The organism is Pseudomonas sp. CAU 1711, from assembly GCF_039888625.1.
In the GTDB taxonomy this organism is placed as follows: Bacteria; Pseudomonadota; Gammaproteobacteria; order Pseudomonadales; family Pseudomonadaceae; genus Aquipseudomonas.
The window spans coordinates 12,994-34,588 of record NZ_JBDQQT010000013.1; the positions used below are offsets into that span (position 1 = coordinate 12,994).

Annotated in this window: 21 protein-coding genes; 7 read left to right on the forward strand and 14 right to left on the reverse strand. The window is 67.9% G+C overall.

The genetic code is table 11. The features are described from left to right. The first annotated feature begins 3 nt into the window (after positions 1 to 3). On the forward strand, positions 4 to 453 hold the full coding sequence (locus AAFN46_RS15320) for a YaiI/YqxD family protein (protein WP_347809558.1): 450 nt from the start codon (positions 4 to 6) through the stop codon (positions 451 to 453). A 152-nt stretch (positions 454 to 605) separates the two neighbouring features. Here the strand turns inward: AAFN46_RS15320 and AAFN46_RS15325 are convergent, their stop codons facing one another. Next, positions 606 to 1,076: a thioesterase family protein gene (locus AAFN46_RS15325; RefSeq protein WP_347809559.1), complete on the reverse strand. Its 471-nt coding sequence runs from the start codon at positions 1,074 to 1,076 to the stop codon at positions 606 to 608. 103 nt (positions 1,077 to 1,179) lie between these two features. After that, entirely contained in the window at positions 1,180 to 1,845 is a 666-nt protein-coding gene (gene elbB, locus AAFN46_RS15330) for an isoprenoid biosynthesis glyoxalase ElbB (RefSeq protein WP_347809560.1), read from the reverse strand. 147 nt (positions 1,846 to 1,992) lie between these two features. On the opposite strand from elbB, the gene AAFN46_RS15335 reads away from it, so the two are divergent. The 3 genes from AAFN46_RS15335 to ppk1 all read left to right on the forward strand — a co-directional run bounded on the left by AAFN46_RS15335 (position 1,993) and on the right by ppk1 (position 6,566). Beyond that, positions 1,993 to 3,222 carry a sterol desaturase family protein gene (locus AAFN46_RS15335; RefSeq protein ID WP_347809561.1) on the forward strand — a complete coding sequence of 410 codons (1,230 nt, stop codon included), beginning with the start codon at positions 1,993 to 1,995 and terminating at the stop codon, positions 3,220 to 3,222. Positions 3,223 to 3,331: 109 nt separating this feature from the next. Then, complete coding sequence (gene hemB, locus AAFN46_RS15340; protein WP_347809562.1) at positions 3,332 to 4,345, forward strand: porphobilinogen synthase; 1,014 nt, start codon at positions 3,332 to 3,334, stop codon at positions 4,343 to 4,345. A gap of 22 nt (positions 4,346 to 4,367) precedes the next feature. Next, complete coding sequence (ppk1, locus tag AAFN46_RS15345; protein ID WP_347809563.1) at positions 4,368 to 6,566, forward strand: polyphosphate kinase 1; 2,199 nt, start codon at positions 4,368 to 4,370, stop codon at positions 6,564 to 6,566. Between the two features lie 51 nt (positions 6,567 to 6,617). Here ppk1 and sutA read toward each other — a convergent pair whose 3' ends face one another. The 5 genes from sutA to glnK all read right to left on the reverse strand — a co-directional run bounded on the left by sutA (position 6,618) and on the right by glnK (position 10,556). Next, positions 6,618 to 6,947, reverse strand: a complete 330-nt coding sequence (gene sutA, locus AAFN46_RS15350; RefSeq protein ID WP_347809564.1) for a transcriptional regulator SutA — start codon at positions 6,945 to 6,947, stop codon at positions 6,618 to 6,620. Positions 6,948 to 7,034: 87 nt separating this feature from the next. After that, a complete protein-coding gene (locus AAFN46_RS15355) occupies positions 7,035 to 7,460 on the reverse strand; it encodes a secondary thiamine-phosphate synthase enzyme YjbQ (RefSeq protein WP_347809565.1) in 426 nt (141 codons plus the stop codon). 95 nt (positions 7,461 to 7,555) lie between these two features. Next, entirely contained in the window at positions 7,556 to 8,809 is a 1,254-nt protein-coding gene (locus AAFN46_RS15360; protein ID WP_347809566.1) for an ammonium transporter, read from the reverse strand. 58 nt (positions 8,810 to 8,867) lie between these two features. Continuing rightward, positions 8,868 to 10,184 carry an ammonium transporter gene (locus tag AAFN46_RS15365; RefSeq protein WP_347809567.1) on the reverse strand — a complete coding sequence of 439 codons (1,317 nt, stop codon included), beginning with the start codon at positions 10,182 to 10,184 and terminating at the stop codon, positions 8,868 to 8,870. A 33-nt stretch (positions 10,185 to 10,217) separates the two neighbouring features. Further along, complete coding sequence (glnK, locus tag AAFN46_RS15370; RefSeq protein ID WP_021700071.1) at positions 10,218 to 10,556, reverse strand: P-II family nitrogen regulator; 339 nt, start codon at positions 10,554 to 10,556, stop codon at positions 10,218 to 10,220. A 398-nt stretch (positions 10,557 to 10,954) separates the two neighbouring features. Between glnK and AAFN46_RS15375 the strand changes: the two genes are divergently transcribed. The 3 genes from AAFN46_RS15375 (at position 10,955) to betT (ending at position 14,832) form a co-directional block, all read left to right on the forward strand. Further along, positions 10,955 to 11,215: an accessory factor UbiK family protein gene (locus tag AAFN46_RS15375; protein ID WP_347809568.1), complete on the forward strand. Its 261-nt coding sequence runs from the start codon at positions 10,955 to 10,957 to the stop codon at positions 11,213 to 11,215. Positions 11,216 to 11,248: 33 nt separating this feature from the next. Continuing rightward, on the forward strand, positions 11,249 to 12,745 hold the full coding sequence (locus tag AAFN46_RS15380; protein WP_347809569.1) for a YifB family Mg chelatase-like AAA ATPase: 1,497 nt from the start codon (positions 11,249 to 11,251) through the stop codon (positions 12,743 to 12,745). A gap of 122 nt (positions 12,746 to 12,867) precedes the next feature. Further along, positions 12,868 to 14,832, forward strand: a complete 1,965-nt coding sequence (gene betT, locus AAFN46_RS15385; RefSeq protein ID WP_347809570.1) for a choline BCCT transporter BetT — start codon at positions 12,868 to 12,870, stop codon at positions 14,830 to 14,832. Between the two features lie 30 nt (positions 14,833 to 14,862). Here betT and ggt read toward each other — a convergent pair whose 3' ends face one another. From ggt to AAFN46_RS15420, 7 genes are all read right to left on the reverse strand, one after another. After that, on the reverse strand, positions 14,863 to 16,536 hold the full coding sequence (ggt, locus tag AAFN46_RS15390) for a gamma-glutamyltransferase (RefSeq protein WP_347809571.1): 1,674 nt from the start codon (positions 16,534 to 16,536) through the stop codon (positions 14,863 to 14,865). A gap of 65 nt (positions 16,537 to 16,601) precedes the next feature. Next, entirely contained in the window at positions 16,602 to 16,853 is a 252-nt protein-coding gene (locus AAFN46_RS15395) for a YfhL family 4Fe-4S dicluster ferredoxin (protein WP_090446608.1), read from the reverse strand. 97 nt (positions 16,854 to 16,950) lie between these two features. Continuing rightward, positions 16,951 to 17,430, reverse strand: coding sequence for a pantetheine-phosphate adenylyltransferase (gene coaD, locus AAFN46_RS15400; RefSeq protein WP_347809572.1), 480 nt, complete (start codon positions 17,428 to 17,430; stop codon positions 16,951 to 16,953). Between the two features lie 69 nt (positions 17,431 to 17,499). Next, the gene (locus tag AAFN46_RS15405; protein WP_347809573.1) at positions 17,500 to 17,805 is read right to left on the reverse strand and encodes a phosphopantetheine adenylyltransferase; all 306 of its coding nucleotides are present in this window, start codon (positions 17,803 to 17,805) and stop codon (positions 17,500 to 17,502) included. A gap of 62 nt (positions 17,806 to 17,867) precedes the next feature. Further along, positions 17,868 to 19,460, reverse strand: a complete 1,593-nt coding sequence (locus AAFN46_RS15410) for a GMC family oxidoreductase (protein WP_347809574.1) — start codon at positions 19,458 to 19,460, stop codon at positions 17,868 to 17,870. Between the two features lie 44 nt (positions 19,461 to 19,504). Beyond that, positions 19,505 to 20,050 carry a twin-arginine translocation pathway signal protein gene (locus AAFN46_RS15415; RefSeq protein WP_347809575.1) on the reverse strand — a complete coding sequence of 182 codons (546 nt, stop codon included), beginning with the start codon at positions 20,048 to 20,050 and terminating at the stop codon, positions 19,505 to 19,507. A gap of 9 nt (positions 20,051 to 20,059) precedes the next feature. Further along, entirely contained in the window at positions 20,060 to 21,490 is a 1,431-nt protein-coding gene (locus AAFN46_RS15420) for a coniferyl aldehyde dehydrogenase (RefSeq protein ID WP_347809576.1), read from the reverse strand. Between the last annotated feature and the right edge of the window lie 105 nt (positions 21,491 to 21,595).

Consider the following 21,595-nt stretch of genomic DNA (forward strand, 5'->3'; position numbering starts at 1 on the left):
GCGATGCGCGTATGGATAGATGCCGACGCTTGCCCCAGGCTGGCCCGCGACCAGGTGGTGAAGTTCGCCCTCAAGCGCGGCTTCGAGGTGGTGCTGGTGGCCGGGCAGGCCGTGGCCCGGCCCAACTTCGCCTGCGTCAAGCTGGTGGTGGTGCCGAGCGGCCCGGATGCGGCCGACGATCATCTGGTCGAGCAGGCCGTGCCCGGCGAACTGGTGATCTGCAGCGACGTGCCGCTGGCCGACCGGCTGATCAAGAAGGGCGTGGCGGCGCTCGACCCGCGCGGCCGCGAGTTCGACGAGCGCAATATGGGCGAGCGCCTGGCGGTGCGTAACCTGTTCACCGATCTGCGCGAGCAGGGGCAGATGGGTGGCGGCCAGGCGGCCTATTCGGACAAGGACCGCCAGGCCTTCGCCAACTCGCTGGATCGTATCCTGACCCGCCTGATGAGATAGCTAGGCCCCCTCTCCCATTGGGAGAGGGGCCGAGGCGGGCCGCGTTCGGATGAGGGATTATCGGGTCGTATCGAGTCGCCTATGACACCCTCACCCCAGCCCTCTCCCGGCGGGAGAGGGAGTCAGAGAGACCTGGACGGGGTTTGCGCTTATCAGCCGCACAGATAGGTGCCGGTGCCCACCGCCACCAGTACGCCTTCCTCGTTGTGCAGCTCGCTACGCACCACCGCCACCTTGTTGCCGGCGCGCAGTGGCACCGCGGTGGCGCTGAACCGCTGGCCGCGACCGGGGCGCAGGTAGTCGATGCGCAGGTCGATGGTGCCCAGCTTGGACAGCCTCTGCATGCGCTCGCTCGGGCTCAGGTGCTGGTGTTTGTCGAAGGCGCCGATCAGCGCCATGGCGCCGCCGGCCACGTCCAGCAGCGCGGAGATCACCCCGCCGTGAAGGATGCCCTGGACGAAGTTGCCGATCAGCTCGGGCTTCATCGGCAGGCTCATCACCACCCGCTCGCCGCTCAGCTCGTCGATGCGGATGCCCAGTACCTGATTGAAAGGGATGCGCTGGAAGAAGGCCTGTACCCCCTGGCGCTGCTCCTCGGAAAGCTCAAACACGGCTGGGTTCATGCTGCGCTCCTGCGCGTGGAAATAGGCGCCCACGCTGCCGCAGCCGCGCGCGGCTGAACAGAGGCGCGGCGGGGAAGCCGCGCGGATTGGCCGGAACGCCCGCTCAGTGCGGCTGGGCCAGCTCCAGCACGCGGTCGACCAGCTTGTTGATGCCGGCGGCGGCCTGGGCGATGGACTCGGCCAGCATGTAGGCCGGGGTGCTCACCAGTTTGCGCGCGCTGTCCTCGACTATGTCCTCCACCGCGCACTCGACATGCTGGCCGCCCATGGCGCTGAGACCCTCGACGGCCGGATCGTCCGCCGCGCCCAGGGTGCAGGACACGCCTTCGCCGTAGATCTTCGCCGCCAGGGCCGGGGCGATGCAGATCAGCCCGACCGGCTTGCCGGCGCGGGCGAAGGCCTGGGCGGCGGCCAGCACGTCGGGCTGCACGCTGCAGTTGGCGCCGTCCACGGCGAAGCTGGAGAGGTTCTTGGCCACGCCGAAGCCGCCCGGCAGGATCAGCGCGTCGTACTGCTCGACTTTCAGCTCGCGCACGTCCTGCACGTCGCCGCGGGCGATGCGCGCCGCCTCGGTCAGCACGTTGCGGCTCTCCGCCATCTCCGCGCCGGTGAGGTGGTCGATCACATGCATCTGCGCGATGTTGGGGGCGAAGCACTGCACCTGGGCGCCGCGCTGGTCGAGGCGCAGCAGGGTGATCACGCTCTCGTGGATTTCCGCGCCGTCGTAGACGCCACAGCCGGACAGGATGACCGCGACTCGTTTGTGCATGCTGTTCTCCAGGGATGATTGGAACTCGGTGCAGTGTACCTTCCACCCGGGTGTCGCCAAATGCCCCCCGAGGTGGCATTCGCCGTCGCGAGGGCGGGGCGGGGCAGGCTTAGGATCAGCTTAGGTCAACCCGTCCCTAGTCGAGCCATGAACCTGATCCTGCTTGCCGTGCCCTTGTTCTTCCTGCTGATCGCCATCGAGCTTGTCGCCGACCGCGTGCGCGGGCTGTCCAACTACCGCCTGGCCGACGCGCTGAACAGCCTCAGCGCCGGCGTGCTGTCGCAGGTCAGCGGCCTGCTGAGCAAGGCCATCGGCGTGCTCGGCTATGCCTTCGCCTATGAGCACCTGCACCTCTGGGCGCTGCCGGACGAGCCCTGGGTCTGGCTGCTGGCCTTCGTGCTCTACGACTTCTGCTACTACTGGAACCACCGCATCGGCCACGAGCGCAACATCTTCTGGGCCGCCCACGTGGTGCACCACCAGAGCGAGGACTACAACCTGTCCACCGCCCTGCGCCAGACCAGCACGGGTTTTCTGCTGAGCTGGATCTTCTACCTGCCGCTGGCCGTGGCCGGCGTGCCGCCGCTGCTGTTCGTCGCGGTTGGCGCGCTCAACCTGCTCTACCAGTTCTGGGTGCACACCCGCCACGTGCCCAAGCTGGGCTGGTTCGAGTGGTTCTTCGTCAGTCCCTCCAACCACCGCGTGCACCATGCGCAGAATCCGCTGTACATGGATCGCAACTATGGCGGCGTGTTCATCCTCTGGGATCGTCTGTTCGGCACCTTCCAGGAGGAGCTGGACGAGGAGCCGGCGGTGTTCGGCGTGAGCGTGCCGCTGCGCAGCTGGAACCCGCTGTGGGCCAACCTGCAGTTCTATGTGCAGCTGTGGCGCGATGCGCGCCGCGCCGGCTGCTGGTGGGATAGGCTGCGCATCTGGTTCATGCCCACCGGCTGGCGCCCGGCCGATGTGGCGGCGCGCTGGCCCATCGCCAAGCCGGAGCTGGCCGACTTCCGCAAGTTCGAGGTGCCGCTGGCGCGCGGGCAGCAGGTCTATGCCGCGCTGCAGTTCGGCACCTATGTGCTGGCCGGGAGCTGGCTGCTGGCGGTCGCCGCGCGGCACGGCCTGGACGTGCTGGCCGGGGCCTGGCTGTGGGTGGCCTTCGGCCTGTACTGCATCGGCGCCTGGCTGGAGAACCGGCCCTTCGCCAGGGCGCTGGAGGCGCTGCGCCTGGCGCTGAATCTGCCGGCGCTGCTGTGGGCCCAGCAGGCCGGCCTGGTCATCGCGGGCGGCCTGCCCTGGCTGCTGCTGGCGAGCTGGAGCCTGGTCAGCCTGGCTTGGCTGTGCTGGCCGCGGCAGGAGCAGGCCCAGGCGGCCTGAGCGGCAACTGCGGCTGGCCGTCGCAGTCTGGGTGTGACAGTCATTATTTGGTCATAATGGTCGGATATACCTGTCACACTCGCCCGCCGTGCGGGTTCTGGAGTCGCTCGTGAGCTTTACCCCCGCCCATCGCCTGTTCCCCGCCACCCGCCTGCGTCGCAATCGTCGCGATGACTTCTCCCGCCGCCTGGTGCGCGAGCACCGCCTGAGCGTCGACGACCTGATCCTGCCGGTGTTCGTGCTGGACGGCGACAATCGCCGCGAGGCCGTGCCCTCGATGCCGGGCGTCGAGCGCCTGTCCATCGACCTGCTGCTGCAGGAGGCCGAGCGCTGGGTGGCGCTGGGCATCCCGGCGCTGGCGCTGTTCCCGGTGACCCCGCTGGAGAAGAAGTCGCTCGATGGGGCGGAAGCCTGGAACCCGCAGGGCATCGCCCAGCGCGCGATCCGCGCCCTGCGCGCCAAGTTCCCCGAGCTGGGGGTGATCAGCGACGTGGCCCTGGACCCCTTCACCACCCACGGCCAGGACGGCATCCTCGACGAGCAGGGCTACGTGCTCAACGACGTCACCATCGACGCCCTGGTCAAGCAGGCGCTGTCGCACGCCGAGGCGGGCGCCCAGGTGGTGGCGCCCTCGGACATGATGGACGGGCGCATCCAGGCCATCCGCGAGGCGCTGGAGCTGGCCGAGCAGCCCAACGTGCGCATCATGGCCTATTCGGCCAAGTACGCCAGCGCCTACTACGGCCCGTTCCGCGACGCGGTCGGCTCGGCCGCCAACCTCGGCAAGGGCAGCAAGAACACCTACCAGATGGACCCGGCCAACGGCGACGAGGCGTTGCACGAGGTGGCGGCGGATCTCGCGGAAGGCGCCGATATGGTCATGGTCAAGCCGGGCATGCCCTACCTGGACATAGTCCAGCGGGTGAAGAGCGAGTTCCGTGTGCCGACCTTCGCCTACCAGGTCAGCGGCGAATACGCCATGCACATGGCCGCCATCCAGAACGGCTGGCTGAGCGAGGCGGTGATACTGGAATCGCTGACCGCCTTCAAACGTGCCGGCGCCGATGGCATCCTCACCTATTTCGCCGCGCGCGCGGCAGAACTCCTGAACGCGGGGCGCTGAAGCCGCCCCAGGGAAGCAAGGCATGAACACCGAGGGACTCAGCAACAAACAGATCGCCGACGCCAAGCTCGAGGCCGAGCCGCCGCTGCCGGCCGAGCCCGTGGCCGAGGCCGCGCCGGCCGCCGAGCCGCCGGCGCCCGCGCCCATACCCGGGCTGGACGACAGCAGCCTGTACATCCATCGCGAGCTGTCCCAGCTGCAGTTCAATATCCGCGTGCTGGAGCAGGCGCTGGACGAGTCCTATCCGCTGCTGGAGCGCCTCAAGTTCCTGCTGATCTTCTCCAGCAACCTCGACGAGTTCTTCGAGATCCGCGTCGCCGGCCTGAAGAAGCAGATCAACTTCGCCCGTGAACAGGCCGGCGCCGACGGCCTGCTGCCCAGCCAGGTGCTGGCGCGCATCTCCGAGATCGCCCACGAGCAGGTGCACCGCCAGTACGCGCTGCTCAACGACGTGCTGCTGCCGGCGCTGGCCAAGCACCAGATCAACTTCATCCGCCGCCGCCACTGGACCACCAAGCTGAAGACCTGGGTGCGCCGCTACTTCCGCGACGAGATCGCGCCGATCATCACCCCCATCGGCCTCGACCCGACGCATCCCTTCCCCTTGTTAGTGAACAAGAGCCTCAACTTCATCGTCGAGTTGGAGGGCGTCGATGCCTTCGGCCGCGATTCCGGTCTGGCCATCATCCCGGCGCCGCGCCTGTTGCCGCGCATCATCCGCGTGCCCGAGGACGTGGGCGGGGCGGGGGACAACTACGTGTTCCTCTCCTCGATGATCCACGCCCACGCCGACGACCTGTTCCACGGCATGAGCGTCAAGGGCTGCTACCAGTTCCGCCTGACCCGCAACGCCGACCTGTCGGTGGATGCCGAGGACGTCGAAGACCTGGCCCGCGCCCTGCGCGGCGAGCTGTTCAGTCGCCGTTACGGCGACGCCGTGCGCCTGGAGGTGGCCGACACCTGTCCCAAGCACCTGGCGGACTTCCTGCTCAAGCAGTTCAACCTCAGCGAGAGCGAGCTGTACCGGGTCAACGGCCCGGTCAACCTCACGCGGCTGTTCAGCATCACCGGGCTGGAGAGCCACCCGGAGCTGCAGCACGCCTCCTTCACTCCGGTGATCCCCAAGCTGCTGCAGAACGCCGAGAACATCTTCAGCGTGGTCGGCAAGCAGGACGTGCTGTTGATGCACCCCTTCGAGTCCTTCACCCCGGTGATCGATCTGCTGCGCCAGGCCGCCAAGGACCCCAGCGTGCTGGCGATCAAGCAGACCCTGTACCGCTCCGGCGCCAACTCGGAGATAGTCGATGCCCTGGTGGAGGCGGCGCGCAACGGCAAGGAGGTCACCGCGGTGATCGAGCTGCGCGCGCGTTTCGACGAGGAGTCCAACCTGCAGCTGGCCAGCCGCCTGCAGCAGGCCGGCGCGGTGGTGATCTACGGCGTGGTCGGCTTCAAGACCCACGCCAAGATGATGCTGATCCTGCGCCGTGAGAACGGCGAGCTGCGCCGCTACGCCCACCTCGGCACCGGCAACTACCATGCCGGCAATGCCCGCCTGTACACCGACTACAGCCTGCTGACCGCCGACGAGGCGCTCGGCGAGGACGTGTCCAAGCTGTTCAACCAGCTGATCGGCATGGGCAAGACCCTGCGCATGAAGAAGCTGCTGCATGCGCCCTTCACCCTGAAGAAGGCCCTGCTCGACATGATCGCCCGCGAGGCCCAGTTCGCCAGCGAGGGCAAGCCTGCGCACATCATGGCCAAGGTCAACTCGCTGACCGATCCCAAGGTCATCCGCGCGCTGTACAAGGCCAGCCAGATGGGCGTGCGCATCGATCTGGTGGTGCGCGGCATGTGCTGCCTGCGTCCGGGCGTGCCGGGGGTGTCGCACAATATCCAGGTGCGTTCCATCGTCGGCCGTTTCCTCGAGCACAGCCGTATCTACTACTTCGGCAACGGCGGCGAGGAGCAGCTGTTCCTCTCCAGCGCCGACTGGATGGAGCGCAACCTCGACAAGCGGGTGGAGACCTGCTTCCCGATGGAGGGCAAGAAGCTGATCGGGCGGGTCAAGAAGGAGCTGGAGAGCTACCTCGCCGACAACACCCAGGCCTGGGTGCTGCAGGCGGACGGGCGCTATCTGCGCACCAGCCCATCCGGCAATGCCAACCCGCGCAACGCGCAGCTGGCGCTGCTGGACAAGCTGACCACGCCGCAGGTGCGCTGAAACGAAAAGCCCCGCGACGCGGGGCTTGAGGAGCGGTTGGCGACGGCCGTCTCAGATGGGACGGCTGCCGTACTTGCTGTCCGGCTTCTTGGGCGGGTCGGCCACCACGTTGGGCTCGATCTCCTGGACCTTGCCGCCACGCGAGAGGAACTCCTCCATGGCCTTGGCCAGGGCATCGCGCTCCTTCTGCTTGGCCTCGACGCTGGGCAGCTCCTCGACCTCCTCGGCCTTGGGCTTCTTGCTCGGCTTGCCGCCGGATTCGCCGGCGTCGCTGCCGCCGTCATCGTCGCCGTCGTCGCCGCTATCGGCCGCTTCCAGCTCCTCGCCGTCGTCCTCGTCGGTGCCTTCCAGATCGTCCTGTTCCAGTTCTTCGTCGCTCATGTTCTACCTCATGACTTGCGCAAAGCAGGTTACTTATAGACCAGCGGCACGCATTGCAAAAATGCCGCCGGGAAAAATTCTTCGCTCTCAGTGCGGCTCGCCGTACAGCGTCGCCAGCACCCGGCGCGGACCACCTCGATCGCGGTGCTCGCCGAGGTAGATGCCCTGCCAGGTGCCCAGGGCCAGGCGCCCCTCGCCGATCGGCAGGCTCAGCTGGCAGCCCAGCAGGCTGGCCTTGAAATGCGCCGGCAGGTCGTCCGGCCCCTCGTAGTCGTGCTCATAGCCGCTCTCGCCCTGGGGCACCAGACGGTTGAAGAAGCGCTCGAAGTCACGCCGCACCGCGCCGTCGGCATTCTCGTTGACGGTCAGCGAGGCCGAGGTGTGCTGCAGCCAGAGGTGCAGCACGCCAACCCTGTAGCCGACCAGCTCCGGCAGCGCCGCCACCAGCTCGTCGGTCACCAGGTGGAAACCTCGCGCCCGCGCATTCAGGGTAATCAGCCGTTGTTGCCACATCGCAGCAGCCCACCGCATCCGTTGGGCGCGCATTCTAGCGCGGCCGCGGAAAAAACAAAGGGCGCCCGCAGGCGCCCTTCAAAGTAGCTGTAACTTTATTTCTTGTTGGTGAATTCCGGGTAGGCTTCCATGCCGCATTCGGCGATGTCCACGCCCTCGTATTCTTCTTCCTCGCTGACCCGCAGGCCGATCGCCAGCTTGATGATGCTCCACACCACCAGGCTGCTGATGAAGACGAAGGCGAAGATCGAGCCGATGCCGAGCAGCTGGGCGCCCAGCGAGGCGTCGCCGTTGGTCAGGCACACTGCCAGCAGGCCCCAGATGCCGACCACGCCGTGCACCGAGATGGCGCCGACCGGGTCGTCGAGCTTCAGCTTGTCCAGGCCGACGATGGCGAACACCACCAGCACGCCGCCGACGGCACCGATCAGGGTGGCCTGCAGCGCGGTCGGGGTCAGCGGCTCGGCGGTGATCGCCACCAGGCCGGCCAGGGCGCCGTTGAGGGCCATGGTCAGGTCGGCCTTGCCGAACAGGATGCGCGCCACCACCAGGGCGACGATCAGGCCGCCGGCGGCGGCCATGTTGGTGTTGACGAACACGTTGGCCACCGCGTTGGCGTCCTCGATGGTGCTCATCTTCAGCTGCGAGCCGCCGTTGAAACCGAACCAGCCCATCCACAGGATGAAGGTGCCGAGGGTGGCCAGCGGCAGGTTGGCGCCCGGAATGGCGTTGATCTGGCCGTTGGCGCCGTACTTGCCCTTGCGCGCGCCGAGCAGCAGGACACCGGCCAGGGCGGCGGCGGCACCGGCCATGTGCACCACGCCGGAGCCGGCGAAGTCGAGGAAGCCGGCCGTGTTGAGGAAGCCCGAGCCCCACTTCCAGAAGCCCTGGATCGGGTAGATGAAACCGGTCATCACCACCGCGAAGGTGAGGAAGGCCCACAGCTTCATGCGCTCGGCCACGGCGCCGGAGACGATCGACATGCAGGTGGCGGCGAACACCACCTGGAAGAAGAAGTCGGAACGGGCCGAGTAGTAGGGCGCATCGTCACCGCCGGCGGTGACCGCCTCGACGGCGTTCTCGTCGCCCAGCAGGAAGCCCAGGCTCGGCAGGATGCCGCCTTCCGGGCTGGAGTACATGATGTGGTAGCCGATCAGCATGTACATCACGCTGGCCACCGCATAGAGCGCGATGTTCTTGGTGAGGATCTCGGTGGTGTTCTTGGCGCGCACCAGGCCGGATTCGAGCATGGCGAAGCCTGCCGCCATCCACATCACCAGCGCACCGCACATCAGGAAATAGAAGGTGTCGAAGCCGTACTGCAGCGCAGTCAATGCTGTGTTGTCCATGGTTTACCTCTGCTGTGTACCCAGGAGTACGGGGCGCGCAGGGCGCCCCGCAGCGGCCTTACAGGTTGTAGCCGCGCTCGTTGTGCTCGGCGAGGTCGAGGCCGACGGTCTCGGTCTCCTCGCTGACGCGCAGGCCCATGACCAGGTCCAGGACCTTGAGGATCACGAAGGTGACGACGGCGGTGTACAGCACGGTGATGGCAACACCCTCGATCTGTACCAGCACCTGGGCGCTGATGTCCTCGACGCTGCCGAAGCCGCCCAGGGCGGGTGCGGCGAACACGCCGGTGAGGATGGCGCCGACGATGCCGCCGATGCCGTGCACGCCGAAGGCGTCCAGCGAGTCGTCGTAGCCCAGCTTGCGCTTGAGGCTGGTGGCGCAGAAGAAGCAGATCACGCCGGCGGCCAGGCCGATCACCAGGGCGCCCATCGGGCCGGCGGTGCCGGCGGCCGGGGTGATGGCGACCAGACCGGCGACCACGCCGGAGGCGATGCCCAGGGCGCTCGGCTTACCATGGGTGATCCACTCGGCGAACATCCAGCCCAGGGCGGCGGCGGCGGTGGCGATCTGGGTCACCAGCATGGCCATGCCGGCGGTGCCGTTGGCGGCGATGGCGGAACCTGCGTTGAAGCCGAACCAGCCGACCCACAGCATGGCCGCGCCGACCAGGGTGTAGCCGAGGTTGTGCGGCGCCATGGCGGTGGTCGGGAAGCCCTTGCGCTTGCCCAGCACCAGACAGGCCACCAGGCCGGCGATACCGGCGTTGATGTGCACCACGGTGCCACCGGCGAAGTCGAGCACGCCGGCATCCCAGAGGAAGGCGCCGTCGCCGGACCAGACCATGTGGCAGATCGGCGCGTAGACCAGGGTGAACCACACGCCCATGAAGATCAGCATGGCGGAGAACTTCATGCGCTCGGCGAAGGCGCCGACGATCAGCGCCGGAGTGATGATGGCGAAGGTCATCTGGAAGACGATGAACACGCTCTCCGGGAAGGCGCCGACCAGGCTATCGACGGTCAGGCCGCTGAGGAAGGCCTTGTTCAGGCCGCCGACGAAGGAGTTGAAGTTGGTGACCCCCTGCTCCATGCCGGTGGTGTCGAAGGCCAGGCTGTAGCCGTAGATCACCCAGAGGATGCTGATCAGGCCGGTGATGGCGAAGCACTGCATCATCACCGACAGCACGTTCTTGGAACGCACCATGCCGCTGTAGAACAGGGCCAGGCCGGGGATGGTCATGAACAGCACCAGCGCGGTGGCAGTGAGCATCCAGGCGGTGTCGCCGCTGTTCAGCGTCGCTTCCTCGGCGAATGCCAGGCCCGGCATAAGCAGAGACAAAAGGGCTCCTAGCCCTGCGAATTTTCGCAGAGTCATGTTTATTCTCCTGGGGCGTGTGGGTTCTGAGGCTTAAACTGCGTCGGTGCCGGTTTCGCCGGTACGGATGCGGATGGCCTGTTCCAGGTTGACCACGAAGATCTTGCCGTCACCGATCTTGCCGGTGTTGGCAGCCTTGGTGATGGCTTCGATCACGCGATCCAGTTGATCGTCGGCGATGGCCACGTCGATCTTCACCTTGGGCAGGAAGTCGACGACGTACTCGGCGCCGCGGTACAGCTCGGTGTGACCCTTCTGCCGGCCGAAGCCTTTGACTTCGGTGACGGTGATGCCCTGCACGCCGATCTCGGACAGCGATTCGCGCACATCGTCCAGCTTGAACGGCTTGATGATGGCAGTGACTAGCTTCATGAAACTCTCTCCCGTATTGGTGGACTCGCCCCAGGAAAACGAACCCGGCTCAAGTCTAAGCGCAGTGCCTGGCTTTTGAAACGCGCCGGCCACCGGGCCTGGCGTCTACCAACCGCATTCACCGAGACACTCCCCCGCCTCGGCTGCGCACCGGTACTGCATCGGTGCACGCGTCATAGGCTGTTAAGCAGAATCCTTGCCAGCTATGCCAAAAAGCCACTTTTTCAGAGGCTTAGCCGGCCGGGTCGGAGTGCGAGAGCGGTCGACCAGGCGGTCACTGCACAACAATGGTGCGCGACGGCCTGCGGCAGTGAGCGAAATTTGTGCATCGCCGTGGGCGCCACGGGCGGCGCGGCCTGCGTGCTACACTGAGCGCCGTTTGCCACTGGAAAGCCCCCATGCTGCCGCCCAAAGCTCTGCTCGACACCCTCGCCGGCCACGCCGCCCGCCTGTTCAGCGGCGATACCCCGTTGCCGCGCAGTGAGTTCGAGGCCCAGTTCAAGGCCCTGCTGCAGAGCGCCTTCACCAAGCTGGACCTGGTCAGCCGCGAGGAGTTCGACAGCCAGATGGCCGTGCTGGCCCGTACCCGCGCCCGCCTGGAGGCCCTCGAAGCCAAGTTGGCGGCGCTGGAGGCGCAACAGAAACCACCCGCCGAATAAGCCCTCGGCGGGCATGCGATCAAGGAGCGATCCATGTCCCTGGCCATAGTCCACAGCCGTGCCCAGGTCGGCGTCGAGGCACCGGCGGTCACAGTCGAGGCGCACCTGGCCAACGGCCTGCCGGCGCTGACCCTGGTCGGCCTGCCGGAGGCCGCGGTCAAGGAGAGCAAGGACCGCGTGCGCAGCGCCATCCAGAACGCCGGCTTCGATTTCCCGCCCAGGCGCATCACCCTCAACCTGGCACCCGCCGATCTGCCCAAGGACGGCGGGCGCTTCGACCTGGCCATCGCCCTCGGTGTGCTGGCCGCCAGCGGCCAGGTCCCGGCCGAGGGCCTGAAGCGGCTGGAGTGCCTGGGCGAGCTGGCCCTATCCGGCGAGTTGCGCCCGGTGCAAGGCGTGCTGCCGGCGGCCCTGGCCGCGCGCGCCGCCGGGCGCACCCTTCTGGTGCCGCGCGCCAATGCCGAGGAGGCCAGCCTGGCCTCGGGCCTGACGGTGCTGGCCGCCGAACACCTGCTGCAGGTCGCCGCCCACCTCAACGGCCAGGCCGTGCTGGCGCCCTACCAGGCCAGCGGCCTGCTGCTGCAGGCCGCGAGCTACCCCGATCTGGCCGAGGTGCAGGGCCAGCTAGCGGCCAAGCGCGCCCTGCTGATCGCCGCCAGCGGCGGCCACAACCTGCTGTTCTCGGGCCCGCCCGGCACCGGCAAGACCCTGCTGGCCAGCCGCCTGCCCGGCCTGCTGCCGCCACTGTCCGAGGACGAGGCGCTGGAAGTGGCGGCCATCCACTCGGTGGCCAGCCAGGCGCCACTGGCCGCCTGGCCGCAGCGCCCCTTCCGCCAGCCCCATCACAGTGCATCCGGCCCGGCGCTGGTCGGCGGCGGCAGTCGCCCGCAGCCGGGCGAGATCAGCCTGGCGCATATGGGCGTGCTGTTTCTCGACGAGCTGCCGGAGTTCGACCGCAAGGTCTTGGAGGTGCTGCGCGAGCCGCTGGAGTCGGGCCAGATAGTGATTGCCCGCGCGCGCGACAAGGTGCGCTTCCCGGCGCGCTTCCAGCTGGTGGCGGCGATGAATCCCTGCCCCTGCGGTTACCTGGGCGACCCCGGTGGGCGCTGCCGCTGCACCCCGGAACAGGTGCAGCGCTACCGCGCCAAGCTGTCCGGGCCGCTGCTCGACCGCATCGACCTGCACCTGACGGTGGCGCGGGAAAGCACCAGCCTGCTGGCCGCCCCCCAGGGCGGCGAGAGCAGCGCCCAGGCGGCCACCCAGGTGGCCCGCGCCCGTCAGCGTCAGCTCCAGCGCCAGGGCTGCGCCAACGCCCTGCTCGACCTGCCGGGCCTGCGCCGTCACTGCCGGCTGGGCGAGGCCGACCGGCTCTGGCTGGAACAGGCCTGCGAACGCCTCAAGCTGTCGCTGCGCGCCGCCCACCGCTTGCTCAAGGTGGCACGCACCCTGGCCGACCTGGAAGAACGCGACGACATCCAGCGCGCGCATCTGGCCGAGGCCCTGCAGTATCGGCCGAGCGGCGAAAGCTGAAGCGGTCAATCCGGCAAAATTATCGAATGCAGTGATTCAAGAGAGTGAAACTATCACCCTGTGCTAGAATGGCTAGCCTTCCGCCCTTGGCGGCCCATCCGATCATAAGGAGAGCTAGCTCAATGGAGGCACAGACGTCTTCAATCAATCGGCCGGTATTCTTCGGCTCCGCCTTTCTCATCCTCGCCCTGGTGCTCTACAGCGTGCTGCTGCCCGAGCATGCGCAGAGCCAGTTCGCCCAGCTGCAGAGCTGGATAGTCGACAAGGCCAGCTGGTTCTACGTCCTCACCGTCGCGCTGATCCTGATCTGCTGCGTGTTCCTCGCCGTCAGCCGCTACGGCGACCTCAAGCTAGGCCCCGACCACAGCCAGCCCGAATACCGCAACGCCACCTGGTTCGCCATGCTGTTCTCCGCCGGCATGGGCATCGGCCTGATGTTCTTCGGCGTGGCCGAGCCGCTGATGCACTTCACCGCGCCGCCGGTGGGCGAGGCCGGCACCGTGCAGGCCGCACGCGAGGCGATGAAGCTGACCTTCTTCCACTGGGGCCTGCACGCCTGGGCGATCTACGCCATAGTCGCGCTGATCCTGGCGTTCTTCTGCTTCCGCCATAACCTGCCGCTGACCCTGCGCTCGGCGCTCTACCCGCTGATCGGCGAGCGCATCCACGGCCCCATCGGCCACGCGGTGGATACCTTCGCCATCATCGGCACGGTGTTCGGCGTGGCCACCTCGCTGGGCTACGGCGTGCTGCAGATCAACAGCGGCCTGCACCATCTGTTCGGCCTGCCGGTCGGCACCGGCGTGCAGATCGGCCTGATCGCCGCCATCTGCTTTCTCGCCACCCTGTCGGTGGCCAGCGGCCTGAACAAGGGCATCCGCATCCTCTCGGAGATCAACCTGTGCCTGGCCGTGCTGCTCCTGCTGTTCGTCCTGGCGCTGGGCCCGACCGTGTTCCTGCTCAAGACCTTCGTGCAGAACAGCGGCGCCTACCTGTCCGAGATCGTCAGCAAGACCTTCAATCTCTACGCCTATCAGCCGACCGACTGGATCGGCGGCTGGACCCTGTTGTACTGGGGCTGGTGGCTGTCCTGGTCGCCCTTCGTCGGCCTGTTCATCGCGCGCATCTCGCGCGGTCGCACCATCCGCGAGTTCATCTCGGGCGTGCTGTTCGTGCCGGCCGGCTTCACCCTGCTGTGGATGACGGTGTTCGGCGACAGCGCCATTCATCTGGTGCTGACCGAGGGCCTGCAGAGCCTGGCCGACACGGTCAACGCCGACAGCTCGCTGGCGCTGTTCGCCTTCCTCGAGCAGTTCCCGCTGAGCAGCCTGCTGTCACTGATCGCGGTGGCCATGGTGGTGGTGTTCTTCGTCACCTCGGCCGACTCCGGCGCCCTGGTGGTGGACATGCTGGCCTCCGGCGGCAAGGCCAACACGCCGCTGTGGCAGCGCCTGTTCTGGTCGGTGCTGATCGGCGTGGTGGCCATCGCCCTGCTCCTGGCCGACGGCCTCAAGGCGCTGCAGACCGCCACCATCGCCAGCGCCTTGCCCTTCTCCATCGTCCTGCTGGTAGCCATCTGGGGCCTGCTGCGCGCCCTGAAGCTGGACGCCACCAAACGCAGCGTGCGCTACCAGGCCCTGCCGCAGACCTCCAGCCACCTGCGTCCGCACGGCGGCTGGCAGCGGCGCCTGCACACCCTGGTGAGCTTCCCCGACCTGAGCGAGGCCCGCCGCTTCATCGAGGAGACGGCGCGCGGCGCCATCGAGTCGGTGGCCGAGGAGCTGCGCAAGCGTGGCCTGGATGCACGCAGCGAGCGCAGCGGCGAAGACCGGGTGCGCCTGGTGGTGGCCCACGGCGCCGAGACCGACTTCCTCTACGAAGTGCGCCCGCGCGCCTTCAACCGGCCCAACTTCGTGCTCCTGGAAGAGGCCGACGCCGATGAGGAGCAGCACTATTACCGCGCCGAAGTGCACCTGCTGGAGGGCGGCCAGGACTACGACCTGATGGGCTGGAGCCTGGACGACGTGATCGGCGACATCCTCGACCAGTACGAGAAGCACATGCACTACCTGCATCTGGTGCGCTGAAACGGCCAGGACGTACCCGGTGCGCTCGCCTCACGGCCAGTAGCCCGCGCGGCCCACGCCGCGCGGGTCGCTGGCGGCTTCCACCTGGCCGTTGTCCTTGCGCCATAGCAGCACCTGCTGGTTGCCGTAGCGGCGCTCCACCTCCTTGAGCTTGTAACCGCGCATCTCCAGGCTTTGCCGTTGGCTGGCGCTGAAGGCATCCGGTTCGTGCTCGACCAGATCGGGCAGGTATTGCTGGTGATAGCGCGCGGTGGCCGGCCACTGGGCCACCGGCTTGCCGTCCAGGTAGTCGAGCACGGCCAGCAGCACCATGCTGGGGATGCGGCTGCCGCCCGGCGTGCCGAAGCTGGCCAGTTCCCGTTCGCTCTCGATAAAGGTCGGGCTCATCGACGACAGCGGCCGCTTGCCCGGGGCTATGGCGTTGGCGCGGCTGCCGGCCAGGCCGTAGACGTTGCTGCCCTGCGGGTCGGCGGCGAAGTCGTCCATCTCGTTGTTGAGCAGCACGCCGCTGCCGGCCGGAGTGAAGGCGGCGCCGAACGGCAGGTTGATCGACAAAGTGGCGGCCACCGCGTTGCCTTCGTCATCCAGCACGGTGAAGTGGGTGGTGTGGTCGCCCTCGCGCCAGCGCGGCGCCGGCGCCAGGCTGCTGCTGGGCGTGGCGGCGCTGAGCTGAATGGTCTTGGCCTGTTGCCGCAGATAGTCGGCGGCGAGCAACTGGGGCAGCGGGATATCCACCTGGTCCGGGTCGCCCAGCAGGCCGCGATCGCGATAGGCGCGGCGCAGTGCTTCGATCACGTAGTGGCTGCGCTGCACGGCGCCGGCCTCCTGCCAGGGCAGCTGCTGCAGCATGCCCAGGCTCTGCGCCAGGATCACCCCGCCGGCCGAGGGCGGCGGCGCGCTAATGAGTTCGCGGCCGTCCTGCAGCGGGTAGCGCAGCGGCAGGCGCTCGACCACCCGGTAGTCGCGCAGGTCGCGGGCGCTCCAGATGCCACCGGCCGCCTTCACCCCCTCCAGCAGCAGGCGTGCCGTCTCGCCCTCGTAGAAGCCGGCATGGCCGTCGCGGGCCAGGCGCTCCAGGGTGCGCGCCAGCAGGGGTTGGCGCAGCAGGCCATGCAGCGGCGGGATGCGCCCCTGATCGAGGAAGATGCGCGCGGTCTCCGGGTCCGCCTGCATGGCGTTGAGGCGCCAATCGGCGCGCTCGCGGTAGACCCGGTCGATGCCGACGCCGTCGCGGGCCAGGCGGATGGCCGGGGTCAGCGAAGCGCTCAGCGGCAGCTTGCCGTAGCGCTGCGCCAGGTGCGCCAGGGCGGCCGGCAGGCCGGGAATGGCGGCGGCCAGAGCGCCGTTCAGCGACAGCTCGCGCTGCACCGTGCCGTTGCGTCGGTAGAGGTCGGGGCCGGCGGCCAGCGGCGCGCGCTCGCGGGCGTCGATAAAGCGGTAGCCGGGTTTGTCGCCGGCCTGGCGCAGGAGGAAGAAGCCGCCGCCGCCCAGGCCCGAGCCATAGGGCTCGGCCACGGCCAGGGCGGCGGCCATGGCCACCGCGGCGTCGAAGGCGTTGCCGCCCTGGGCCAGGGTCTCCAGACCGGCGACCGTGGCCGCCGGATGGGCGCTGGCGACGGCGGCCTGTTGCGGTCTGGGAGCGGCGGCCTGGGCGGCGAGCGCGCAGCTCAGCAGCAGGCAGTAGAGGAATGGCTTGGCGGACATGGGCGGCGATCCGTGCTGAACAGGCCTGACAGCCTAGCGAAGATCGCCGTTGCGTGGGGAGCGAATCAGGCCTTGCCGGTGATGATCAGGTACTTCTGCATCAGCTCGTCCTTGCTCTCGACATGGTTCTCGTCGAGCGGGATACAGTCCACCGGGCAGACCTGCTGGCACTGCGGCTCGTCGTAGTGGCCGACGCACTCGGTGCACAGGTTGGGGTCGATCACATAGATCTCCTCACCCTGGGAAATGGCGCCGTTCGGGCACTCGGGCTCGCAGACGTCGCAGTTGATGCAGTCGTCGGTGATTATCAGGGACATCGGGGCAACTCCTGCCACACCCTTTGGGCGTGGCACTTTCAGGCATTCGATAGGCGGATTGTGCCGGATTGCCGGGGTTCGCGCGAGCGCGGACGATTCAGCGCTTGAAGCGCTCGGCCAGGGCAGCGGCCACCGCCGGGTGGACGAACTTGCTGATATCGCCGCCGAGAGCGGCGATCTCGCGCACCAGGGTCGAGGAGATGAAGGAATACTTCTCCGACGGGGTGAGGAACATGCTCTCCACGTCCGGCGCCAGCTGGCGGTTCATGTTGGCCAGCTGGAACTCGTACTCGAAGTCGGACACCGCGCGCAGGCCGCGCAGCAGCACGTTGGCGTTCTGTTCCTTGACGAAGTGCGCCAGCAGGCTGGAGAAGCCGACCACCTCGACATTGGGCAGGTGCTTGGTGACTTCACGGGCCAGCTCGACCCGCTGCTCCAGGGGGAACAGCGGATTTTTCTTGGGGCTCGCGGCCACGGCGATGATCACGGTGTCGAACAGGCGCGAGGCGCGTTCGATCAGGTCGCCATGGCCCTTGGTGATGGGGTCGAAGGTGCCTGGGTACAACACTCGATTCATCGCGGAGTCCTGCTCGGGAGCGGTTGGAGTGCGCGGATGGTAGCGCAGCGCTTCCTTCGGGGAAAAGTCTTAGGCGCTGCGCAGGTGCAGCGGCAGGGCCAACAGCAGGCAGGCCAGAGCTACCCAGTCGGCCACCACCACACGGTGCAAGGCCTCGTTGTAGAGGGGCGCGCTCCAGGCCAGCAGGAGGAAGGCGATGACGCTGACCAGGCCGCCGAGCAGCGCCGGACCGCGCAGGCCTGGGACGAAGGCGGCGGCCACCAGCAGGGCGCCGAGCAGGCCGAACAGCACGGCGCGGTGGCGCATGAGGATCTGCAGGTTGGGTTCGTCCAGGGGCAGGCCATATAGAGCATTGAGCCGCTCGCCGCCGAGCACGCCGACCAGCGGCAGCAGATGGATGACGCCGACGACCAGAAGCAGGGCGGCGAGCAGCTTGCTCAGGCCCTGAGCCGCTCGGCCAACAGGGTCGCGAGCTTGGCGGTAAGGGCGTAGATCGACAGCTGCGGGTTGGCGCCGATGCTGGTGGGGAACAGCGAGCCGTCGTGGATCGACAGGTTCTCCAGCTGGTGGTGGCGGCCCAGGCTGTCGGCCACCGCCTGCCTGGCGTCCTCGCCCATGGCGCAGCCGCCCATCACGTGGGCGCTGCCCAGGCGGGTCTGGTACGGGCGCAGGTCGAGGCGGTCGATCAGCGCGCGGGCCTCGCTCAGGCTGCTCACGTAGTCGGCCTGGGCATGCAGCGGCAGCACGCTCCTGGCACCGGCGGCGAACTGGATCTCTGCCATGCTGTGGAAGGCGCGGCGGATGCCGTCCCAGCTGTAATCGGTCATGCGGTAGTCGAGCACCGGCGTGCCGTCGCCGCGCAGCTCCACGCTGCCCTCGGCGCTGTCCGGGTGGAAGCCGTCGCGCATCAGCGCCAGCATCATGTTGGTGTGCGGCAGCTGCTCCATGCGCAGGGCGTTGTCGACGCCGAAGCGGCCGAGCAGGGTGGCGGCCAGCGCCGGATGCAGCGGCGGCACCTCCAGCTTGTAGGACATGCGCCCGGTGGCGCCGTCGTCCCACTGGAAGTGGTCGGAATACACCGACTGCGGCGCGCCATAGAAGGGGTTGATGACCTTGTCGAACTGCGCCGCTGAGAAGTTCACCACATGCAGGAAGGTGCGCTTGCCGACGCGCTGGTGCGGGTCGGGCGCCTTCGAGCGCAGCAGCAGCGCCGGGCTGTTGATGCCGCCGCCGGCCAGCACGTAGTGGCGCGCCTTGACCATGATGCGGCGGCCGTTGGGCGCCACCGCGCGCTCGTCCATGCCCAGGCACTCCAGGCCGCTGACATGCGTGCCGTCGTGCAGCAGGCGTTCGGCGCGGGCCAGGTAGAGCAGGGCGCCGCCCTGGTCGAGGGTGGCGGGAATGGTGGTGACCAGCATCGACTGCTTGGCGTTGGTCGGGCAGCCCATGCCGCAGTAGCCGAGGTTCCAGCAGCCGCGCACGTTGCGCGGGATGATGTGCCAGGCGTAGCCGAGCCGTTCGCAGCCGTCCTTGATCACCTGATTGTTGGGGTTCGGCGGGATGGCCCAGGGCGCCACGCCCAGACGCTGCTCCATGCGCTCGAACCAGGGCGCCATGGCCTCGACGCCATGGCCTTGCACGCCATGCGCGTCGGCCCAGTGCCGCAGGGTCGGCTCCGGCGTGCGGAAGCTGGAGGTCCAGTTGACCAGGGTGGTGCCGCCCACGGCGCGGCCCTGCATGATGGTGATGGCGCCGTCCTTGCTCATGCGGCCGATGCCTTCCTGATACAGCTGCGGGTAGGCGTCGGCCTCCTGCATCTTGAAATCGCTGCTGGTCTTCAGCGGGCCTTCCTCGATCAGCAGCACCCGCAAGCCGGCGGCGCTGAGGATTTCCGCGCTGGTGCCGCCACCGGCGCCGCTGCCGATGATGGCCACGTCGGCCTCCAGCAGCAGGTCCTGCTCCAGGCGCGAGCCGTCATAGGTGGTCCAGCCACGGGCCAGGCCTTCGCGGAAGCTATCGGGTACGGGCATTTCTCGGTTTCTCTTCTTGTAATTCTGTGCGGGGTCGATGCGTTTCAGATCGTCGGCGGGCCGGGGTAGCCGCAATGGGCCCAGGCCTGCGGGCGGGCATACCAGGACATCAGCACCAGTTGCAGTAGCGAGGCGTGGCCCATGCGCAGCAGGTCCAGCGAGCTGTGTTCCCAGCGCGCGAGGAAGCTGCGAATGTCCTCCGCCGAGGCGTTGTCCCAGGCGCCCCAGATGCCGGTCAGCGGGCCGCGGGTGACGGCCATGCTCAGCACGTCGAGCAACTGCTGGGTGAGCTTGAGCCACTCCGGCGCGAGATGGTGCAGGTTGTGGTCGATGCCCTGCAGGGTGGCGTCCACCGTCGCCGGCATGGCCTCTGCGGGCACCGCGCCGTGCAGCACCACCGGGATGATGGCGCGCAGGCTGGGCAGGTCGCTGGCGCGCAGCACCTGGAAGCCGCCGGCCGGGGTGGCGGCGGAGCAGCCGCTGAGGCTGGCGGTGAGCCCGGCGGTGGCGAGGAAGGCGCCGCCCAGCAGGCCGACCTTGAGCAGGCCGCGGCGCGAGAGCTGCGGCGCGGCGTTGGCGATATCGCTCATCTGCACTCCTCAGCGGATAAACAGCTTGTGGATCAGCTTCTGCATCGCAGTGCCGTAGGGCGGGTAGATGAAGCGCGCGGAGTTGAAGCGCTGCTTGATCAGCACGCCCTTGGCCTTGCTGAAGGTGAGAAAGCCTTCATGACCATGATAGTGGCCCATGCCGGAAGGGCCGACGCCGCCGAACGGCATGTCGTCCTGGGCGACGTGCAGCAGGGTATCGTTGATGCAGGCGCCGCCGGAGTGGGTCTCGACCAGCACGCGCTGCTGCTCGCGCTTGTCGTAGCCGAAGTAGTACAGCGCTAGCGGGCGCGGGCGCTCGTTGATATAGGCGAAGGCCTGGTCGAGGCTGCGGTAGGGCAGCACCGGCAGCAGCGGACCGAAGATCTCCTCCTGCATCAGCTTCATCTCGTCGTTCACGTTCAGCACCAGGCTGTGAGCCATGCGCCGGCCCTGGTCGGCGGGAAGCAGCGGGACGATTCGCGCGCCCTTGGCCTCGGCGTCGGCGATATAGCCCTTGAGACGGCTCAGCTGGCGCTCGTTGATGATCGCGGTGTAGTCCGGGTTGCCCTCCAGCTTGGGATAGAAGCGCTGCACCACGCTGCGGTAGCTGTCGACGAATTCCTCGACCCGGTCCTCGGGCACCAGCACGTAGTCCGGCGCCACGCAGGTCTGCCCGGCGTTCATGGTCTTGCCGAAGGCGATGCGCTCGGCGGCGTCTTGCAGCGGCACGTCGGCGGCGATGATAGCCGGCGACTTGCCGCCCAGCTCCAGGGTGACCGGCACCAGATTCTCCGCGGCGGCGCGCATCACGTGGCGGCCGATGCTGGTGGCGCCGGTGAACAGCAAATGGTCGAAGGGCAGCTTGGAGAAGGCCATGCCGACCTCGGCCTCGCCCAGCACCACGGCGACCAGGTCCTCGGGGAAGACGCGCGCCAGCAGTTCCTTGACCAGCTGCGAGGTGGCCGGGGTGGACTCGCTCATCTTGATCATCACCCGGTTGCCGGCGGCCAGCGCGCCGATCAGCGGGCCGAAGGCCAGGTACAGCGGGTAGTTCCACGGCACTATCACGCCGACCACGCCGAGCGGCTGGTAGATCACCCGCGCCCGGCCGGGCTGGAAGGCCAGGCCGACACTGCGCCGCGAGGGTTTCATCCACTTGCCCAGGCGCCGGCTGGCGTAGTCGATGCCGTGCAGGCTGGGCATGATCTCGGCCAGCAGGGTCTCGTCCGCCGAGCGGTTGCTGAAGTCGCGCGACAGGGCTTCGACCAGCGCCTGTTTTTCACCGAGGATCAGCTCGCGCAGGCTCTTCAGCCAGGCGCGGCGCTGCTCGGCGGCGGGCATCGGGTTGGCGCGGAAGGCGGCGCGCTGGGCGGCCAGCAGCGGCTCGAGGGCGTCGATCTGCTGTTGGTTCTGCTGGAGGTAGGCAACGTCGGCGACCATGGCGGGCGTCCTCGTGGGCGGAAGTGTGCCTGTGTTTTTAGAGTAATTGCTCTAAAGTGTCAATCGACCGGCCTGTCGCCAGATCGGCCGCGACCCTGTAACTTG

What these genes read in the sequence shown, in the direction of transcription:
- AAFN46_RS15375 (WP_347809568.1), top strand. Translation starts at nt 10,955, where the DNA reads ATGCTGCCGCCCAAAGCTCTGCTCGACACCCTCGCCGGCCACGCCGCC.
- AAFN46_RS15325 (WP_347809559.1), bottom strand. Translation starts at nt 1,076, where the DNA reads ATGAACCCAGCCGTGTTTGAGCTTTCCGAGGAGCAGCGCCAGGGGGTA.
- elbB (WP_347809560.1), bottom strand. Translation starts at nt 1,845, where the DNA reads ATGCACAAACGAGTCGCGGTCATCCTGTCCGGCTGTGGCGTCTACGAC.
- sutA (WP_347809564.1), bottom strand. Translation starts at nt 6,947, where the DNA reads ATGAGCGACGAAGAACTGGAACAGGACGATCTGGAAGGCACCGACGAG.
- ppk1 (WP_347809563.1), top strand. Translation starts at nt 4,368, where the DNA reads ATGAACACCGAGGGACTCAGCAACAAACAGATCGCCGACGCCAAGCTC.
- AAFN46_RS15420 (WP_347809576.1), bottom strand. Translation starts at nt 21,490, where the DNA reads ATGGTCGCCGACGTTGCCTACCTCCAGCAGAACCAACAGCAGATCGAC.
- AAFN46_RS15395 (WP_090446608.1), bottom strand. Translation starts at nt 16,853, where the DNA reads ATGTCCCTGATAATCACCGACGACTGCATCAACTGCGACGTCTGCGAG.
- AAFN46_RS15365 (WP_347809567.1), bottom strand. Translation starts at nt 10,184, where the DNA reads ATGACTCTGCGAAAATTCGCAGGGCTAGGAGCCCTTTTGTCTCTGCTT.
- AAFN46_RS15335 (WP_347809561.1), top strand. Translation starts at nt 1,993, where the DNA reads ATGAACCTGATCCTGCTTGCCGTGCCCTTGTTCTTCCTGCTGATCGCC.
- AAFN46_RS15380 (WP_347809569.1), top strand. Translation starts at nt 11,249, where the DNA reads ATGTCCCTGGCCATAGTCCACAGCCGTGCCCAGGTCGGCGTCGAGGCA.
- ggt (WP_347809571.1), bottom strand. Translation starts at nt 16,536, where the DNA reads ATGTCCGCCAAGCCATTCCTCTACTGCCTGCTGCTGAGCTGCGCGCTC.
- AAFN46_RS15320 (WP_347809558.1), top strand. Translation starts at nt 4, where the DNA reads ATGCGCGTATGGATAGATGCCGACGCTTGCCCCAGGCTGGCCCGCGAC.
- AAFN46_RS15415 (WP_347809575.1), bottom strand. Translation starts at nt 20,050, where the DNA reads ATGAGCGATATCGCCAACGCCGCGCCGCAGCTCTCGCGCCGCGGCCTG.
- coaD (WP_347809572.1), bottom strand. Translation starts at nt 17,430, where the DNA reads ATGAATCGAGTGTTGTACCCAGGCACCTTCGACCCCATCACCAAGGGC.
- betT (WP_347809570.1), top strand. Translation starts at nt 12,868, where the DNA reads ATGGAGGCACAGACGTCTTCAATCAATCGGCCGGTATTCTTCGGCTCC.
- AAFN46_RS15360 (WP_347809566.1), bottom strand. Translation starts at nt 8,809, where the DNA reads ATGGACAACACAGCATTGACTGCGCTGCAGTACGGCTTCGACACCTTC.
- AAFN46_RS15410 (WP_347809574.1), bottom strand. Translation starts at nt 19,460, where the DNA reads ATGCCCGTACCCGATAGCTTCCGCGAAGGCCTGGCCCGTGGCTGGACC.
- glnK (WP_021700071.1), bottom strand. Translation starts at nt 10,556, where the DNA reads ATGAAGCTAGTCACTGCCATCATCAAGCCGTTCAAGCTGGACGATGTG.
- AAFN46_RS15355 (WP_347809565.1), bottom strand. Translation starts at nt 7,460, where the DNA reads ATGTGGCAACAACGGCTGATTACCCTGAATGCGCGGGCGCGAGGTTTC.